This is a genomic window from Rubrivirga sp., from assembly GCF_965213695.1.
In the GTDB taxonomy this organism is placed as follows: domain Bacteria; phylum Bacteroidota; class Rhodothermia; order Rhodothermales; family Rubricoccaceae; genus Rubrivirga.
The window spans coordinates 2,182,948-2,198,691 of sequence record NZ_OZ243912.1; the positions used below are offsets into that span (position 1 = coordinate 2,182,948).

Below are 15,744 nucleotides of genomic sequence, written 5' to 3' on the forward strand. Positions count from 1 at the left end.
ACGGTGCCGCACCATCGAAGCGTCAGCTTGGTCAAGCGCGTGCCGTCGCGGGACCCCCTGCTCCCCTCCCGGTCGCTCCGCTCCCAGGTCGGGGAGCTGTCCCCCTCGAAGGGGGACAGTCCGTGCGCCCGCTGAGCAGAGCGAGGGGCGCTCGGACAGGGGGGCCGAGCCCGGGCTGTCGTGGCGCCGGCAACGTACATAAAGACGCCGGCCGCCCCCGAGGTGGAGACGGCCGGCGGGCGGTCAAGCCAAACAGAGACGCTAGCGGACGCGCGTCGTGCAGCTCCCGTAGGCCCCGAGGCTGGCCGTCACCGACTGGCCCGGGCTGAAGCCCTCCAGGAAGTACTGGTCGCGGCTCGGGCCGGCCCGCTCGTACTGCGCCGCGGCGCGGCGCGCCGTCGACGAGATCCGCGAGTCGGAGCTCGACGCGGCCACGTTCCGGTAGATGTCGGCCAGGCACCAGTACGCGAACCGGCCCCGGAGCGAGCTCGGGCGGCCGACCGACTGGGCGATCTGGCCGGCGCGGCGGTAGAGGCTCGGGCCGTGGTTCGGGAAGTACTCGAGGGCGCGCGTGAAGTCGTTGGCGCTGCCGTAGCGGCTCACGCCGCGCGAGTAGTAGAAGTCGGCGCGCTGGGCGTTCGACTGGGCGTTCGCGATGGCCCGGTTGAACAGGTCGTTGCCCCGGCTCGACTCGCCGTCGCCGTAGGCCTGGAGCGCGAGCGCGTAGAGCGTCCGCGGGTTGTCGACCTGGTCGGTGACGGCCGAGTTGCGGAGCAGGATCGTCCGGAGCTCGCCCACGTCCTCGTTGAGCGCCTCGACCCGTTCGGGCTGTTGGAGCACGACCGCGAGCAGGCGGAGCGCGTCGTTGCCGGCGATGGTCCCGCCACGAGCGGCCGCGATCAGCTCCTCGACCACCTCGTCCGACCCGACGGTGACCTCGCCCGACTCGGCCGGGTCAGTCTCGACGTAGTCGGCGTAGAGCGTGTAGTTCTGCTTGAGGGCCGGGTCGTCGAGGGCGCCCGCGAGCGTTCGGATAAACTCGGCGCGGTCGGGGTTGGGCAGGTCCTCGCCGAACTGCTCGCCGGAGGCGTTGAAGAGCTGGACGAGGTACCAGTCCTCCAGGCTGTCCGGCTGGGCCTCGAAGGCCCGGTTGAACGCCTGGTACTGGCGCTCGCCCGCGTCGTCGTAGTAGTCGCTGTTCTGGAAGTAGAAGAACCCCTCGCGCAGGTTGCGGAGGTAGCTGTCGAAGGCGATCCCCTCGCGGTTGAGCGCGGCGACGCCCATCTCGCGCATCGAGAGCGCCGAGTCGAGGTAGGCCATCTTCTCGGCCCGGTTCGTCGAGTCGACCTGGGCGGCGAAGTCCTCGTAGATCGAGGCCATCCGGAGGTAGTTCCGGTCGTCGGGGTCCTCGCCGGTGAACAGCGGCTCGGTGTCGAGGATGTGCTTGATGTACGGGTAGGCCGCGCAGGTGTCGCCGTTGCGGTAGTACTCGCTGCCCAGGCTGAAGTTGGCCCGCGTCGTCGGCTGGATGAGGACGTAGGTGTCGGAGCAGTAGTCGCCCGGGCCGTACGCCGTCGGCGTGTCCGGGACGAAGACGGAGTTGTCCTCGGACGTGCGCGGGCCACCGGAGGGCGGCGCGCTGCACGCGGAGAGCGCGCCGAAGGCGAGGGCGAGGAGGGCGAGGCGGGTCGGTCGCATGGGCCGAGGTGTGTCGGAGGTGAGAGGGATCAGTCGAAACGGCGCTGGACGAACCAGCGCTCCCCGAAGTTGAGCGTGACCGTCCCCTTGAGGAACGTGTCGCGGACAAGTACGCCCTCGGCCGAACCCCGGGTTCCGGCTTCGAGGCCGAGGTCGATGCGGGCGCCGGTCAGCCGGTTCGGGATCGAGACCCCGCCGGTGAGCGCCACCGTCGTGACGTCCTGGCCGGCCGGCGCGTAGAGCCCGCGCTCGGCGTAGCCGCCGATCCGGTACGACGACCGCTGGAACACGCCGGCCCGGCGGTCCCGGCCGGCCGGCGTGACCTCGACCCCGCCGCCGACGCGGACCCGGTCGCGGAGCTGGTCGAGGCCCTGCCCCGGGTCGAACCCGCCGACGGGCAGCGTGCTCTCGAACGCGGACCACGGCTCGTACGAGGCGTCGAGCGTGGCGAGCCACCGCAGGCCCGAGAGGTAGGTCACGCCGGCCCGGGCCGAGAGCGGGAGCCGGACGTCGCCGTCGAGCGACAGGCTCCCGTCGGGGGCCCGCAGCGTGTCGCGGTCCAGGCTCTCGCCGAGGGTGACCGTCCGCGAGCCGCCGAGGTCGGTCGGGAGCGTGAGCGCGCCGGCGACCGTCAGCGCGTCGTCGTCGCGGGCGAGGGCGCGGGCGGTGACGGCGGCGCCGAGCGTGGCCGTGACGCCGCGCAACCGGGTGACCCGGGCCTGGCGCGTCTCGGCGTAGGCCAGCCGGTCGTCGAACTGGGTCCGCTGGAGGAGCTCCTGGTTGCCGAAGATCACGTCGGCGGAGGCGCCGACCTGGACGGCCGAGCCCAGCCGGAGGCCCAGGCCGGCCGAGAGCTGCTGGAGCCCGCCGGCGCCCTCCTGGTTCAGCGTGTACGGGGCCATCTCGCCCTCGACCGAGAGCGAGTCGTCGACGGCCGCGCGGTAGTTCACGCGCGAGTACGGCCGGTAGGCCAGCGTCAGCCCCAGCCGGGACGGGATGAGGGGGAGGCCCAGGTGGAGCGACGACAGGTCGCCGGCCGTCCCGACGCTCGTCCCCTCGGTGAGGGCGTCCTCGGCGCGGACGGTCGCGATGCTCGCGCCGGCCGAGAACGTCGTCAGCGCCTGGTCCGACCACAGCGCCGGGTTCGAGAGGTTGACGTAGCTCCCCGAGCGGAGCGCCGCGGCCCCGTTCCCCAACATCGTCGACTGCGACGACCCGAACTCGACCCGCTCGCCCAGCCCGTAGAGCGAGTAGATCGAGCCGTAGTTGTTCTGCCCCTGCGCCGCGGCGGACGGGGCGAGCGCCAGCACGGCGACGGACAGCAAGAGCGCGGAGCGCATAGGGACCGGGGGGTTCGAGAAGGGGGACACGCGGGCGGCCGCGACGTTGCTAGCCGGACGCGCCGACGACGGTGAGCGTGAACCGCGGCGCCCGGTCGTCGGGGGCGCCGCTCAGCAGGATCGGGAGGATGTCGAGCGACGCGGCACCTCGGAGGGGGACGAGCTCGTAGCGCTCGAACGCGCTGCCGGGGTCGAGGAGGACCTGCTGGACCTCCGCCGTCAGGCGGCCGGTGTCGAACACCGTCAGCTCGCCGCCGTCGAAGACCACGTTGTCGGACAGGGGGAACCGGCGTTCCTCGCCATCGACGGTCCGGACGCCGACGAGGAAGGACCGGGACGGGACCGGCCGGACGAACGACCCCTCGCGAGTCAGCGACAGGTCGAGCGGCAACGAGAGCCGCGCGCGTGCGAGCGCCGCCGGGCCGACCGTGCCGAAGTCCGCGTTGAACCGGACGACCGACTCCGAGCCCACCCGAGCCGGCAGGACGTTCGGCGTGGTCCCCGGGGCCGGCGTGACCGCGATCGAGCTGAACACCTCCGACAGCGCGTACGCCACCGTGTCGCCCGCGACGACGACGCGGAGCCCGGACCCGGTGCTGGCGAACGTGTCGAACCCGACCACCGCGCCCGGCGACGGCGTGAAGCCGGCCGGGACGTCGATGCCGAACCCCTCGAAGTCGTCGCCGAAGGTGTCGCTCAGGAGCGTCGCCGCGTTCGCCGCGACCCACGACGCCGGCAGGTCGAACCGGGCCGACGTGTCGGCCGGGGCGACGTCGGTCGTCGCGAGGAGGTCGCCGGTGGCGAAGAGCGTGTCGGCCGGGTACCCCGTGTTGGCCGTCCACGAGCCCTGGACCGGCCGGAGCTCGAGGGGCAGCGTCGTCGTGGTGTCTCCGTAGGTGTAGCTCCGCTCCAGGACGAGCCAGGCCGCCGTGACGTCGGCCGCCTCGGCGTCGTCCGGGAGCTCTGCCAGTCGGACAAAGTCGACGTAGGCCACTGACCGGGCGTCGCCGAAAACGGGGTCCTGCACGCGGCCGACGAGCACGCGCGACTGGATCAGCGCCGGGTCGCGGTCGGAGGCGATGCCGATGGCGACCGTGGTGTCGGCGGTCGGGGCGACGTCGGTCAGCAAGACCGTGCGGACGTTGGGGTCGAGCTGCTCCTCGTCGATCAGGCCGAGGCCGACGCCGGCGGGGTCCTGGCAGGCGGAGAGGACGAGGGCGGCCGCGACGGCGGCGACGAGAGATCTCACGGGGCGGGGTGTCGGGCGGGGGACGGGGCGCTCTCCCAACGGGCTCCCCCGCCGTTTCGCGTGGGGGGATGGGATTTGGGACGCCGGCCCCAGCCTACCCCGGCCTCCGAGCCCGGTCCGGGCGGATCGTGCAAAAAAGCCGCCGGGGCCGGCTTACACGTTGTGCACGTCCCCCGCTCTCGGTAGGGGGCGACCCGCCGGGCCGCCCCTACGCCGGACTACCGGCCCCTCACCCCGTCCCTCTCCACGGGGAAAGGGAACGTGGTAGGGGGGGAGGGGGGACCCCCACCGCTCAGGCTGCGAGCGCGGGGCCGAGCGAGCCGTACAGCTCGGCCGCCGTCTCAGCCACCGTCTCCGGGTCCTCATCCAGCGTCGGGCCGGCCGGCTCGCCGTCGCCCGCCGCGTCGCCCTCCGAGTACGCCGCGGCGTCGGCCGTGTCCAACCCGATCTGGCGGAGCGTCTTGTCGGCCCAGTCGGCGGGCAGGCCGAGGTCCGTGGCCTCGGCCTCGGTGAGCGTGTGGGCGTAGCCGTCCGGGCCCTCGGGCGTGTAGACCGTGTGGACGCCCGAGAACAACTCGTTCTCGCCCAACTCCTGCTGGAGCACGTGGGGCACGAACGAGCTGATCCAGCCGGCGGCGTGGACCACGTCGGGCCGCCAGCCCAGGTTCTCGACCGTCGAGAACGCGGCCCGGGCGAAGAACAGCGCGCGCGCCGGGTTGTCGGGGAACTCGGCCCCCGTCTTCCGGTCGGCGTGGAGCCCCTTCCGCTTGAAGAAGCGGACGGAGTCCATGAAGTAGACCTGGAGGCGGATGCCGGGGATCGAGGCCACCTTCACCTTGAGGGTGTCGGTCGCCTCGCCGGCCTGGATCTCGGCGCCCGACAGGCGGATGACCTCGTGGAGCCGGTTGCGCCGCTCCGAGACGACGCCGTAGCGCGGCATCAGGATGCGCGGCTCGACGTCCTTGTGCTCTTGCAACGCCTCGGGCAAGACGCGCAGGACCCGGGCGGTCGCGGTGGTTTCGGAGAACGGGGCGACCTCGCCGGAAACGAACAGTACGCGCATCGATGGGGGACGGTGGAACGCTCGACTCGACCGCGTGAAAACTAACTCCGATCCGGCCCCGCCCGCCACCGCCCCGCGACGGCCGCGCGTATCATGGCGGCCCGCCCGGATTTCCGACCCGTGACCAAAGCCCAGATCGTCGACCGCATCGCCGAGGCCACCGGCCTCACCAAGCTCGAGACCGAGGCCGTCGTCGACGGGTTCATGCACACCGTCCTCGACGCCGTCGCCGAGGGCGACCGGGTCGAGCTCCGGGGGTTCGGGACGTTCCGGTCGGTCGAGCGGGCGCCCCGCACGGCCCGGAACCCGCGGACGGACCAGCCGGTCCCGGTCCCGCGCCGGATGGTCCCCGTGTTCAAGCCGGCCCAGGAGTTCCGGCGGCGCGTCGAGGAGGAGGGGGCCGAGCGGTTGGTCGGCGCTACGAGCGCCTAGCCCGATGGCGGCCTGCGGCTCCTGCGGCGCGCGCCTGGCCGACGGCGCCGAGGCCTGCGACCTGTGCGGCACCCCGGCCGGCGACGACGTGACCGGCGTCGGCGCGGTCCCCGTGGACGCGGACGGCGCCCGGGTCTGCGCGGCGTGCGGCCACGCGAACCCGTCTGGGGCCCGTTATTGCAACAACTGTGGAGCTCCCCTCCCGGTCGCCGCTGCTCGTCCCGAGCCGGCCTCCCCACCCGGCCCGGCCGCGCGCCCGCCGTCGGCGGCGGGGCGGCGGGGGCTGATCGTCGTCGGTGTGGGGCTGGCGGCCGTCGTCGGGCTGTACCTCGTGACCCTGATGGCCCCGCGGCCCGAGCCCACGCCGGCCCCGGACCCCCAAGCCGAAGTCGGGCAGGCGCCGCCGATCCCCGACGGCGCGCCGCCCCTCGCCGACTCGCTCCAGGCCGCGGCCGACCAGTTCGCCGGGCTCGGCACGGCCGACGGGTGGTACGAGTCGGGCCGGTACTACCTCACGGCCGCGTTCAACGCCGTCCAGAGCGACCCCACGTCGAGCGTCCGTTGGGCACGCCGGGCCATCGAGGACTTCGAGCGGAGCCTGGCCCTCGACGACCAGCCCCGCGTCCGCGTCGCGCTCGCGGAGGCGGCCACGTTCGACCCGTCCGACCCGATGCGGCCGATCCAGGAGCTCCGTACGGTCTTGGACGCCGACCCCGACAACCTCGACGCCACGTTCCTGCTCGCCGAGCGCCGGCTGATGATCGGCCGGGTCGACAGCGCGCGCGTCGCGTTCGAGCGGATCGTCGAGCTCGCGCCGCCGGGCGCGCCGGTCCGCCAGCGGGCCCAAGCCGCGCTCGCCAGCCTCGACGCCGCGCCGGCGGGCGGGTGAGCGCCCGGGCCTCGGTCCTCGCCCTGGCCCTGCTGGCGCTCGGATGCGGGGACGACGCCGTGATCGTCTTGTCCGCCGCGTCCACGGGCGACGTGCTCGCCGGGGTGGCCCACGGTGAGAGTGGGGCCAGCCGGCCGACGGTCGTCAGCGTGGCCGCGAGCTCGGTCCTGGCGCGGCAGGTCGCGCGCGGCGCGCCGGCCGACGTGTTCGTCACCGCCGACCCGGCCTGGATCGACTGGCTCGTCGGGGAGGGCGTGGCCGTCGCCGAGCGCCGCGTCGTGGCCACGGGCGCGCTCGTCGTCGTCGGGCCGAGTGGTGCCGCGCCGGCGCCGGACCTGGCGGAGGCGCTTCGAGATGCTCGTCGGGTGGCCCTGGCCGATCCGTCGCACGTCCCGGCCGGGCAGTACGCGCAAGAGGCACTTGAGGAGGCCGAGCTGTGGGCGGATGTCGCGCCCCGCGTCGTGGCCGTCGGCGATGTCCGGGCGGCGCTCGCGGCCGTCGAGACCGGCGTCGTGGACCGGGCCGTCGTCTACGCCTCCGACGCCGCGGCCTCGGCCCGCGTCCGCGTCGTGGCCGTCGTCCCGCACGCGCCCGTCGTGTTCGAGGCCGCCCTCCTCTCCCCGCGAGGCCGGGCCGTGTTCGAAGCGATCACCGGGCCCGGGTCGTCCGCCCGGTGGGCCGGTGCCGGGTTCGGTCCCGCCGACCGATGACGCCGGCCGACTGGGCCGCCGTCGGCCTCAGCCTGCGCGTGGCGCTGGCGGCGACCGTGCTGGCGGCCGGGCCGAGCCTGGCGCTGGGGTGGGCGCTCGCGCACCGGCGCGGGGCCGTCGCGAGCGCGGTCGAGTTCGCGGTGCTGCTGCCGCTCGTGCTTCCGCCCGTCGTCACCGGCTACGCGCTGCTGCTGGTGTTGCCCCGGACCGTTCTGTTCACCTGGGTGGCCGCCGTGCTCGCGTCCGCCGTCGTCGGGTTGCCGCTGTTCGTCCAGCTCGCGCGGGCCGGGTTCGAGGCCGTCGACCCGGCCCTCGTCGACGCCGCCCGGGTCGATGGCGCGGGCCGGCGGGCGGTCGCGCGACACGTCGTGGCGCCGCTGGCGAGCGCGGCCGTCGGTGCGGGCGCGGCGCTCCACTTTGCCCGGGCGCTCGGCGAGTTCGGGGCGACGCTCGTCGTGGCCGGCAACCTGCCGGGGCGGACGCAGACGCTCCCGCTCGCGCTGTACAGCCGGCTCCAGCAGGTGGGCGGCGAGCCGGCGTCGGTCCGGCTGGCGGTCGCGGCCGTCGTGCTGGCGGCGCTCAGCCTGGGCGTGTCGCGCGTGCTGCTCCGCCGATGGGGACGCCCCAGCGCGCCGTAGCTTTCGGGCCCCCTCTTGTGCTCCATGCGCCCCGCCATCGTCCTGTTCGTCCTCGTCGGGGCCGGGTGCGCGAGCACGGCGCCCGAGCCGGTCGCCGCGCCGCCGGCCGTCGTGACGGCGGTCGAGCCGCCGGCCTCCGCGCCGATCCTGGTCGAGCCCGAGCCGGTCGAGCCCGCGCCCGTGGTGCCGCCGCCCGTCCTCGAACGCCGGATCGACCGCCGCGCGGTCTACGAGCAGGCCGGCGCGGTCGAGTGGACGCTGGCGAACGGCCTGACGGTCGTCTACGTGCAGGAGCCGGAGGCCGAGGCGTACCGGGCCGCCGTCCGCGCGCCGGGCGGGTGGGCGTCGCTGCCGCCGGCCGCGGCCGACCGGTTCGTCGGGGCCCAGGGGTCGTGGGGAGCGCTGGCGGCCCGCGTCGAGCCCGACCGCCGGGAGGCCGTCGGCGAGGCGGAGGGGCTGGCCACGCTCGTGGCCGACGTCGCCGCGCTGTTCTCGGACCCGCCGTCGGTCGTCGTCGCGCCGGACCCGCTCGACGCGCTCGCGCCGCGTCGGGGCCGCGACCGCGTGCCCGCGTTCGACCCCGACGCCGCCCGTCAGGCCCTCGCCGACGCCTTCGACCGGCCCTCCGACTTCCGGGTGTTCCTGTCGGGGAGCGTCGGCCGAGAGTGGGTCGAGCCGCTCGTCGCCGAGCGCCTGGCTGTCGCGGGCCGCGGCGCCCGCTTCGGCCCGCTCCTCGAAACCCCGCCGGCCGTCCGGGCGGAGTCCACCACGAGCGGGCCGGCGGCCGGCACCGTGTTCGAGGCCGACGTCGCCGCCGGGTGGGACGACCTCCCGGCCGTGCTCACGCTGGAGCGGGCCCTGGCCGACCGCGTCGGCACCGACGCCTCGGTGTCGCTCCGGCTCGACGCCGCCGCCGGCCGGGCCCGCCTGCGGATCGCCAGCGCTGGCGCGGCCTCGCTCCTCGACCCGCTCGACGCGGACGCCCTCCGCCGCGCTCGCGACGCCGCCGCCCGCGACGCGGCTGGGCCGGCCGGCCGCCTCCGCGCGTTCGCGACGCTGTACGAGGTGCCGGGCCGCTTCCGACCGGCCCTCCGCCCCGACCAAGCCGCCCGCCTGGCCGACGCCATCGAGCGGACCCCGCCCGCCCGCGTCGCCGACCTCCTGCGCCGGCTCGCCGCGTCGCCCGACGCCGCGACCGTGACGGTCCTCCCCCAGCCCTCCGACGCGCCGTGACCCTGTTTACCGACGACGAACTGGAGCGCATCCGCCAGGCCGTGGCCGACGCCGAGACCCGGACGGCCGGCGAGATCGTCCCGTACGTCGTCCGCCAGAGCGGCGACTACGACGCGGCGACGTGGCGCGCGGCGTCGGTCGGGGCCCTGGCCGTCGGGATGCTCGCGCTGGCGGCGGCGTGGGCGTACGACGGGTGGGGGTGGGGCTGGCTGTACTCGTCGTGGGCCCTCGCGCTCGCGATGACGGCCGGCGGCGTGCTCGGCGCGCTCGCGACGATGCTCGACCCGGTCCGCCGGGCGTTCGCCGGGGCGGCGTCGATGGAGACGAGCGTCCACCGCCGGGCGGCGCTCGCGTTCGTCGAGGAGGAGGTGTTCGACACGCGCGACCGGACGGGCATCTTGCTGTTCGTGTCGCTGTTCGAGCACCGGATCGAGGTCGTCGGCGACGCCGGGATCAACGCGAAGGTCGAGCAAGCCGAGTGGGTCGAGGTCGTCGCCCGCGTCCGCGACGGGATCCGGTCGAAGTCGCTGGCCGACGGGATGGTCGCGGCCATCGACCTGTGCGGCGACCTGCTCCACCGCCGCGGCGTCGAGGTCCGCCCGGACGACACGGACGAGCTGCCGGACGGCGTCCGGGTCCGCGACGAGTGAGGGCGGTCGTCCTCGGCGTGCTCCTGGTGGCCGGCTCCGCGACGGCCTCGGCCGCGCTCGACGTCCCCCCGCTCACCGGCCGCGTCGTCGACCTCGCCGACGTGCTCTCGCCGTCGACGGAGGCCACGCTGACGTCGCTGCTGGCCGCCCACCAAGACTCGACGTCGAACCAGGTCGTCGTCCTGACGATCCCGTCGCTGGACGGCGAGATCCTGGAGCCGTACGCGACGAGGGTGTTCCGGGAGTGGGGGCTCGGCCAGGCCGGGACGGACAACGGCGTCCTGCTCTTGGTGGCCGTCGGGGATCGCGAGGTGCGGATCGAGGTCGGCTACGGGCTCGAAGGAGACCTGACCGACGCGACGTCCGGGACGATCATCCGCCAGGAGATCGTCCCCCGGTTCCGCGACGGCGACTTCGACGCGGGCGTGCTCGGAGGCGTCGAGGCCATCCTCGGTACAATCGAGGGCACGTACCAGCCGCGAGCGCCCTCGGGCGTCCTCCTCAACGGCCGGCCGGCCGAGGACCAGCCGGTGTGGCTCCGGCTCGTGTTCCTGCTGTTCTTCGGGGGAATCGGGTTCGTGCCGCTCGCCCTCGCCGTCTACTACGCCCCGTCGACGGAGCCCGCCGCCGAGAAGTCGCTGGGGTGCGTCGGCATGATCACGGGGGCGTTCATCGGCGCGGGGGCCATCCCCCTCCTCGTGACCGGATGGGCGGCCTGTGGCGGCATCCTGTTGGCGCCCCTGGCGGCCGTCTACCTGAACCGCTGGATCGACCGGCACCCCACGCTCGGTCCCGAACGCCGCCAGCGGATCGCACGCGGGCACGCGATCCGGGAGGCCCGGCGGCGTGGTCAGACCGAGTACGTGCTCGGGGGCGAGACCTTCCCCGTGCCCACGCCGTCGTCGAGCGGTGGGGGCAGCTTCGGTGGCGGCTCTGGCGGTGGCGGCTTCAGCGGCGGCGGCGGGTCGTCCGGCGGCGGCGGCGCCTCGGGGAGCTGGTGACCGACCGGCTACAGCGCCTCGACCCGCAACAACGTCCCGTCGACGTCGCGGAGGTAGAGCGCGCCGGCCGTCGACGTGTAGGCGATGCCCTGGAGGTCGAGCCGGGCGCGGAGCAGCGTGACGGTGCGGCGCGGCATCCCGAACGCGAGCTCGTGGGCGCCCCGGCCCGCGTCGCCGTCGGCCTCGACGAGCTCGAAGACCCGTCGGCCCTCGGCGTCCAAGAGGTGGGCGCGCGGCCGGGCCGTCAGCGGGTGGACGTCCAAGCCCCCGAGCGTGAGCCCGAGCGCCGTCACGTAGAAGTCGAGGGCCTCGTCGAACCGGGCCGTGCGGACGCTGACGCTCCGCAGCCAGACGGCCGAGCTCGGTTTGCGGAGGGCCCGCTCGGCCTGCCGGTAGGCCGAGTCGAGGGCGGTGGGGTGGAGGTCCATCGAGAGGGGGAGAGAGCGTTGCGGGGCAACACCCCGTCGACTCCACGCCTCGTGCCACGGGTCCGCGTGGCCGAACACTCCGGCCTGGGGGAACGCCCCCGTGCGGATTGGCCGCCCTGTTTAACCGCGCCGTGCGCCGGGCCGTCTCACATCAGGCCCAACGTCAGCCGGGCCTCCTCGCTCAGCATCTCCATCGAGTACGACGGGACGAACACGAGGTCGATGCTCGCGCGGGCCACGCCGTCGAGCGCGTTGACGCCCTGCTCGACCTCGGCCGGCAACGTCTCGGCAGCCGGGCAGTTCGGCGCCGTCAGCGTCATCTTGACTGAGACGTCCTTGCCGTCGTCGCCGTCCTCGATCGTCCAGCCGTAGATCAGGCCGAGGTCCCAGATCGGCACGGGGATCTCGGGGTCGTAGATCGTCCGCATGACCTGGACCATGCCGGCCTCCAACTCCGTGAAGTCGTCGGCGTCGCGGCCGTCGTGGAGGATGTCGCGGGTCATTGGAGGTACCGGGTACGAGGTACAGGGTACGGGGCTCGTCAGGTACCTCGTACCCGGCACCCCGTACCTGCTACTTGAGCCGCTCGGCGATCTTGGCGTCGAGCCAGTCGCGGACCGGAGCCAGCGACACCATCTCGACCACGTCGTGGGCGAAGGCGTAGAGCAGCATGGCCCGGGCGTCGGCCTCGGAGACGCCTCGGCTGCGGAGGTAGAACACGTGCTCGGGCTCGATGGCGCCGGTCGTCGAGCCGTGCGAGCACTTGACGTCGTCGGCGTAGATCTCGAGCTCGGGCTTCGAGTAGTGGTGGGCGTCCGGGCTGAGCACGACGCCCTGGCTCTGCTGGTAGGCGTTCGTCTGCTGGGCCTCGCGCTGGACGAACACCTTCCCGTTGAACACGCCCGTCGAGCGGTCGCGGACGATCCCCTTGAACAGCTCGTTCGACTGGCACCCCGGCGCCACGTGGTCCACGAGTGTGTTCGTGTCGACGTGCTGGTCGCCGCGGCAGAGGTAGAGGCCACCGAGGGTCGACTGGCCGCCCTCGCCGGCCGGCACCATGACGGTGTTGTTGCGGACCGTCCCGGACGCGAACGTGAACGCCAGCGTCGAGACGTCGGAGTCGCGGCCCTGGTAGACCTGGACGAGCGAGACGGCGTTCGCGCGGTCGCCCTCGTCCTGGACCCGGACGTGGCGGACGACGGCGGCGTCTTGGGCCACGATCTCGGTCAGGTCGTTGCGGAACGTCTCGGCCTCGCCGCGCACGGCGTACGTCTCGACGACCGTCGCCTGGGCCGCTTGGCCGACCACCATCAGGTGCCGCGTCTGGACGAACGTCGGCTCGTCGGCCGTCAACAGGTGGACGACGTGGATCGGCCGCTCGACGGCGACGCCGCGCGGGACCGAGAGGTAGAGCCCGTCCAGGCTGAACGCGCTGTTGAGCGCCGCGAACGCATCGCGCCCCAGGTCGACGTGCCGGCCGAACGTGTCGGCGACGGCCTCGGGCGACTGGCGGAGCGTCTCCGCGAGCCCGGCCACGATGACGCCGTCGGGCAGGCCGCTCAGGTCGGACCGCTCGGCGTCGAACCGGCCGTTGACCACGACCACGCGCGCCGCGTCGAGCCCGTCGATGGCGGCAGCGTCGAGGTCGGCGTCCGTCGCCTGGGCCTTGGGGGCCGGCCGGTAGTCCGGCTTGAGGGCGGGGCGGAGGTCCGTGTACTTCCACGCCTCGTGGCGCGTCGTCGGGAGCCCGGCCGTCTCGAACGCGGCGCGGGCCTGGGCGCGGCGGTCGGCGAACGGGTCCGGCGCGCCGTCGCCCGAGAACGCGCCGTCGAGCGCCTCGGTGGCGTGGCGGAGCAGGGCGGGGGCCTTTTCGAGGTCGATCATTGTGCGTGATGCGTGATGAGTGATGCGTGATGGCGCTCGCGGAGAGTCACGCATCACGGATCACGTATCCGGGCGAGCTACGCGGCGACGGAGGACTCCTCGATCAACCAGTCGTAGCCCTTCTCCTCCAGCTCCTCCGCCAGCTCCGGGCCGCCCGAGCGGACGATCCGGCCGCCGACCAAGACGTGGACGCGGTCCGGCGTGATGTAGTTCAAGAGCCGCTGGTAGTGCGTAATCAACACGAACGCGCGGTTCTCGGACCGGAGCTTGTTGACGCCATCCGACACGATCCGCAGCGCGTCGATGTCGAGGCCGGAGTCGGTCTCGTCCAAGATGGCCAAGCGCGGGTCGAGCATGGCCATCTGGAAGATCTCGGCCCGCTTTTTCTCGCCGCCCGAGAACCCCTCGTTGACCGACCGCTTGGTGAGCGCCGGGTCGAGGTTGACGAACGCGGCCTTCTCGCGCATCAGCTTGAGGAAGTCGCTGACCGAGAGCGGGTCCTCCTTCCGGTGCTCCCTCACCGAGTTGACGGCCGTCCGCAGAAACTGGTGCGTCGAGACGCCGGGGAGCTCGACCGGGTACTGGAAGGCGAGGAAGAGGCCCTCGCGCGTCCGCTCCTCGGGGTCCATCTCGAGCAGGTCGTCGCCGTCGAACGTGACCGAGCCCTCGGTGATCTCGTAGTCGTCGCGGCCGGCGAGCACGTGGCCGAGCGTGGACTTGCCGGACCCGTTCGGGCCCATGATCGCGTGGACCTCGCCTTCGTGAACGTCGAGCGAGAGCCCCTTGAGGATCTCGGCGTCCTCGACCGAGGCGTGGAGGTTGCGGATGGAGAGCAATGCCATTACGGGATTCTGGAGTTTCGTGTCGTGTAGAAGTCGTCGGGAGGTCGTGCGGCTGGATGCGTGATACGTGATGCATGAGGGTGCTCGTAGAGAGTCACGTATCACGCATCACGTATCCTGCTCACCCCACGGAGCCTTCGAGCTGGACGGAGAGCAGCTTCTGGGCCTCGACGGCGAACTCCATCGGGAGCTTGGCCAGGATCTCCTTGGCGTAGCCGTTGACGATCAGGTTGAGCGCGTCCTGCTCCGAGATGCCGCGGGCCTGGCAGTAGAACAGCTGGTCCTCGCCGACCTTCGACGTCGTCGCCTCGTGCTCGACCTGGGCCGTGTCGTTGTGGATCTCGATGTAGGGGAACGTGTGGGCCCCGCACTGGTCGCCGATGAGCAGCGAGTCGCACTGGCTGAAGTTCCGGGCGTTGGCCGCCTTCTTGTTCACCCGGACGAGCCCGCGGTACGAGTTGTTGGACCGGCCGGCCGAGATCCCCTTCGAGATGATCGTGCTCCGGGTGTTCTTGCCGAGGTGGATCATCTTGGTCCCCGTGTCGGCCTGCTGGTAGTCCTTCGTGAAGGCGACCGAGTAGAACTCGCCGACGGACCCGTCGCCCTTCAAGATGCACGACGGGTACTTCCAGGTGATGGCCGAGCCCGTTTCGAGCTGGGTCCACGTCACCTTCGAGTTGCGGCCGGAGCACAGGGCCCGCTTGGTCACGAAGTTGTAGACGCCGCCCTTGCCCTCGGCCGAGCCGGGGTACCAGTTCTGGACCGTCGAATACTTGACCTCAGCGTCGTCGTGGGCGATGATCTCGACGATGGCCGCGTGGAGCTGGTACTCCTCGCGCATCGGGGCCGTGCAGCCCTCCATGTAGCTCACGTAGCCGCCGTCCTCGCAGACGATGAGCGTCCGCTCAAACTGGCCCGTGTTGGCCTCGTTGATCCGGAAGTAGGTCGAGAGCTCCATCGGGCAGCGGACGCCCTTGGGGATGTAGCAGAACGACCCGTCCGAGAACACGGCCGAGTTGAGCGCGGCGTACAGGTTGTCCGTGTACGGCACCACCTTGCCCATGTTGGCCTTGACCAACTCGGGGTGGTTCTGGACGGCCTCGCTAAACGAACAGAAGATGACGCCCTCCTTCGCCAGCTCCGCCTTGAACGTGGTGGCGACGCTCACCGAGTCCATCACCGCGTCGACGGCGACGCCCGCGAGCGCGGCCTGCTCCCGAAGCGGGATGCCCAGCTTCTCGAAGTCGGCCAGGATCTCTTCCGGGACGTCGTCGATCGAGTCGTACTTGGCCTTGTCGCCGGGCGCCGCGTAGTAGTAGGCGTCCTGGTAGTCGATGGCCGGCACGTTGAGGTGGGCCCACGACGGCTCCTTGCCCTCGTCCAAGAGCTTGAAAAAGTGCCGGAGCGCCTTCAGCCGGTACTCCAAGAGCCACTCGGGCTCCTCCTTCTTGGCCGAGATAAAGCGGACCGTGTCCTCGCTCAGGCCCTTCGGCGCCTTGTCGGACGTGACGTCGGTGACGAACCCGTACTTGTAGCCCTGCTCGGCGACGTCCTCGAAGAAATCGTGCTCGGTGTAAGTAGCCATGGTGGTGCTGCGTGTACGGGGCGAACCGGGGCGGGGGAGGGCTGTTCCAGGAAGACGGGCCGAAGGCGGCCGGCCGTACGGCCGGCCCGTGAACACGGCCGG

Annotated in this window: 16 protein-coding genes; 7 read left to right on the plus strand and 9 right to left on the minus strand. The window is 72.9% G+C overall.

Annotated features, from left to right (window positions below; all coding sequences use genetic code 11):
* Positions 1-261 precede the first annotated feature (261 nt).
* The 4 genes from ACOOHE_RS09510 to ACOOHE_RS09525 form a co-directional block, all read right to left on the minus strand.
* Positions 262-1,698, minus strand: a complete 1,437-nt coding sequence (locus ACOOHE_RS09510) for a tetratricopeptide repeat protein (protein WP_420457563.1) — start codon at positions 1,696-1,698, stop codon at positions 262-264.
* 29 nt (positions 1,699-1,727) lie between these two features.
* The gene (locus ACOOHE_RS09515) at positions 1,728-3,038 is read right to left on the minus strand and encodes a hypothetical protein (RefSeq protein ID WP_420457564.1); all 1,311 of its coding nucleotides are present in this window, start codon (positions 3,036-3,038) and stop codon (positions 1,728-1,730) included.
* Positions 3,039-3,087: 49 nt separating this feature from the next.
* Positions 3,088-4,287 (minus strand): hypothetical protein, encoded by a 1,200-nt coding sequence (locus ACOOHE_RS09520; RefSeq protein WP_420457565.1) that lies wholly within the window; start codon positions 4,285-4,287, stop codon positions 3,088-3,090.
* A gap of 292 nt (positions 4,288-4,579) precedes the next feature.
* Entirely contained in the window at positions 4,580-5,350 is a 771-nt protein-coding gene (locus tag ACOOHE_RS09525; RefSeq protein WP_420457566.1) for a glycogen/starch synthase, read from the minus strand.
* A gap of 120 nt (positions 5,351-5,470) precedes the next feature.
* On the opposite strand from ACOOHE_RS09525, the gene ACOOHE_RS09530 reads away from it, so the two are divergent.
* The 7 genes from ACOOHE_RS09530 to ACOOHE_RS09560 are packed head-to-tail and all read left to right on the plus strand — an operon-like array spanning position 5,471 to position 10,903.
* Complete coding sequence (locus tag ACOOHE_RS09530) at positions 5,471-5,782, plus strand: HU family DNA-binding protein (RefSeq protein ID WP_420457567.1); 312 nt, start codon at positions 5,471-5,473, stop codon at positions 5,780-5,782.
* A 4-nt stretch (positions 5,783-5,786) separates the two neighbouring features.
* Positions 5,787-6,671, plus strand: coding sequence for a double zinc ribbon domain-containing protein (locus ACOOHE_RS09535; protein WP_420457568.1), 885 nt, complete (start codon positions 5,787-5,789; stop codon positions 6,669-6,671).
* Positions 6,668-7,381: a molybdate ABC transporter substrate-binding protein gene (modA, locus tag ACOOHE_RS09540; protein ID WP_420457569.1), complete on the plus strand. Its 714-nt coding sequence runs from the start codon at positions 6,668-6,670 to the stop codon at positions 7,379-7,381. Before ACOOHE_RS09535 ends, modA begins: the two co-directional genes overlap by 4 nt.
* Positions 7,378-8,019 carry a molybdate ABC transporter permease subunit gene (locus ACOOHE_RS09545; protein ID WP_420457570.1) on the plus strand — a complete coding sequence of 214 codons (642 nt, stop codon included), beginning with the start codon at positions 7,378-7,380 and terminating at the stop codon, positions 8,017-8,019. Before modA ends, ACOOHE_RS09545 begins: the two co-directional genes overlap by 4 nt.
* A gap of 24 nt (positions 8,020-8,043) precedes the next feature.
* The gene (locus ACOOHE_RS09550) at positions 8,044-9,252 is read left to right on the plus strand and encodes a hypothetical protein (protein WP_420457571.1); all 1,209 of its coding nucleotides are present in this window, start codon (positions 8,044-8,046) and stop codon (positions 9,250-9,252) included.
* Positions 9,249-9,902 carry a TPM domain-containing protein gene (locus ACOOHE_RS09555; RefSeq protein ID WP_420457572.1) on the plus strand — a complete coding sequence of 218 codons (654 nt, stop codon included), beginning with the start codon at positions 9,249-9,251 and terminating at the stop codon, positions 9,900-9,902. Before ACOOHE_RS09550 ends, ACOOHE_RS09555 begins: the two co-directional genes overlap by 4 nt.
* Complete coding sequence (locus ACOOHE_RS09560; RefSeq protein WP_420457573.1) at positions 9,899-10,903, plus strand: TPM domain-containing protein; 1,005 nt, start codon at positions 9,899-9,901, stop codon at positions 10,901-10,903. The genes ACOOHE_RS09555 and ACOOHE_RS09560 overlap by 4 nt, the downstream gene beginning before the upstream one ends.
* 8 nt (positions 10,904-10,911) lie before the next feature.
* On the opposite strand, the gene ACOOHE_RS09565 is transcribed toward ACOOHE_RS09560, so the two are convergent.
* The 5 genes from ACOOHE_RS09565 to sufB form a co-directional block, all read right to left on the minus strand.
* A complete protein-coding gene (locus ACOOHE_RS09565; protein WP_420457574.1) occupies positions 10,912-11,331 on the minus strand; it encodes a VOC family protein in 420 nt (139 codons plus the stop codon).
* Between the two features lie 146 nt (positions 11,332-11,477).
* On the minus strand, positions 11,478-11,834 hold the full coding sequence (locus ACOOHE_RS09570) for an iron-sulfur cluster assembly protein (protein ID WP_420457575.1): 357 nt from the start codon (positions 11,832-11,834) through the stop codon (positions 11,478-11,480).
* A 70-nt stretch (positions 11,835-11,904) separates the two neighbouring features.
* On the minus strand, positions 11,905-13,215 hold the full coding sequence (gene sufD / locus ACOOHE_RS09575) for a Fe-S cluster assembly protein SufD (RefSeq protein ID WP_420457576.1): 1,311 nt from the start codon (positions 13,213-13,215) through the stop codon (positions 11,905-11,907).
* Between the two features lie 77 nt (positions 13,216-13,292).
* The gene (sufC, locus tag ACOOHE_RS09580) at positions 13,293-14,057 is read right to left on the minus strand and encodes a Fe-S cluster assembly ATPase SufC (RefSeq protein ID WP_420457577.1); all 765 of its coding nucleotides are present in this window, start codon (positions 14,055-14,057) and stop codon (positions 13,293-13,295) included.
* A 121-nt stretch (positions 14,058-14,178) separates the two neighbouring features.
* Positions 14,179-15,642 carry a Fe-S cluster assembly protein SufB gene (gene sufB, locus ACOOHE_RS09585; protein ID WP_420457578.1) on the minus strand — a complete coding sequence of 488 codons (1,464 nt, stop codon included), beginning with the start codon at positions 15,640-15,642 and terminating at the stop codon, positions 14,179-14,181.
* Between the last annotated feature and the right edge of the window lie 102 nt (positions 15,643-15,744).

Coding starts and splice junctions, on each gene's coding strand:
- ACOOHE_RS09510 (WP_420457563.1), bottom strand. CDS start 1,698: ATGCGACCGACCCGCCTCGCCCTCCTCGCCCTCGCCTTCGGCGCGCTC.
- ACOOHE_RS09515 (WP_420457564.1), bottom strand. CDS start 3,038: ATGCGCTCCGCGCTCTTGCTGTCCGTCGCCGTGCTGGCGCTCGCCCCG.
- ACOOHE_RS09525 (WP_420457566.1), bottom strand. CDS start 5,350: ATGCGCGTACTGTTCGTTTCCGGCGAGGTCGCCCCGTTCTCCGAAACC.
- ACOOHE_RS09535 (WP_420457568.1), top strand. CDS start 5,787: ATGGCGGCCTGCGGCTCCTGCGGCGCGCGCCTGGCCGACGGCGCCGAG.
- ACOOHE_RS09545 (WP_420457570.1), top strand. CDS start 7,378: ATGACGCCGGCCGACTGGGCCGCCGTCGGCCTCAGCCTGCGCGTGGCG.
- ACOOHE_RS09550 (WP_420457571.1), top strand. CDS start 8,044: ATGCGCCCCGCCATCGTCCTGTTCGTCCTCGTCGGGGCCGGGTGCGCG.
- ACOOHE_RS09565 (WP_420457574.1), bottom strand. CDS start 11,331: ATGGACCTCCACCCCACCGCCCTCGACTCGGCCTACCGGCAGGCCGAG.
- ACOOHE_RS09570 (WP_420457575.1), bottom strand. CDS start 11,834: ATGACCCGCGACATCCTCCACGACGGCCGCGACGCCGACGACTTCACG.
- sufD (WP_420457576.1), bottom strand. CDS start 13,215: ATGATCGACCTCGAAAAGGCCCCCGCCCTGCTCCGCCACGCCACCGAG.
- sufC (WP_420457577.1), bottom strand. CDS start 14,057: ATGGCATTGCTCTCCATCCGCAACCTCCACGCCTCGGTCGAGGACGCC.
- sufB (WP_420457578.1), bottom strand. CDS start 15,642: ATGGCTACTTACACCGAGCACGATTTCTTCGAGGACGTCGCCGAGCAG.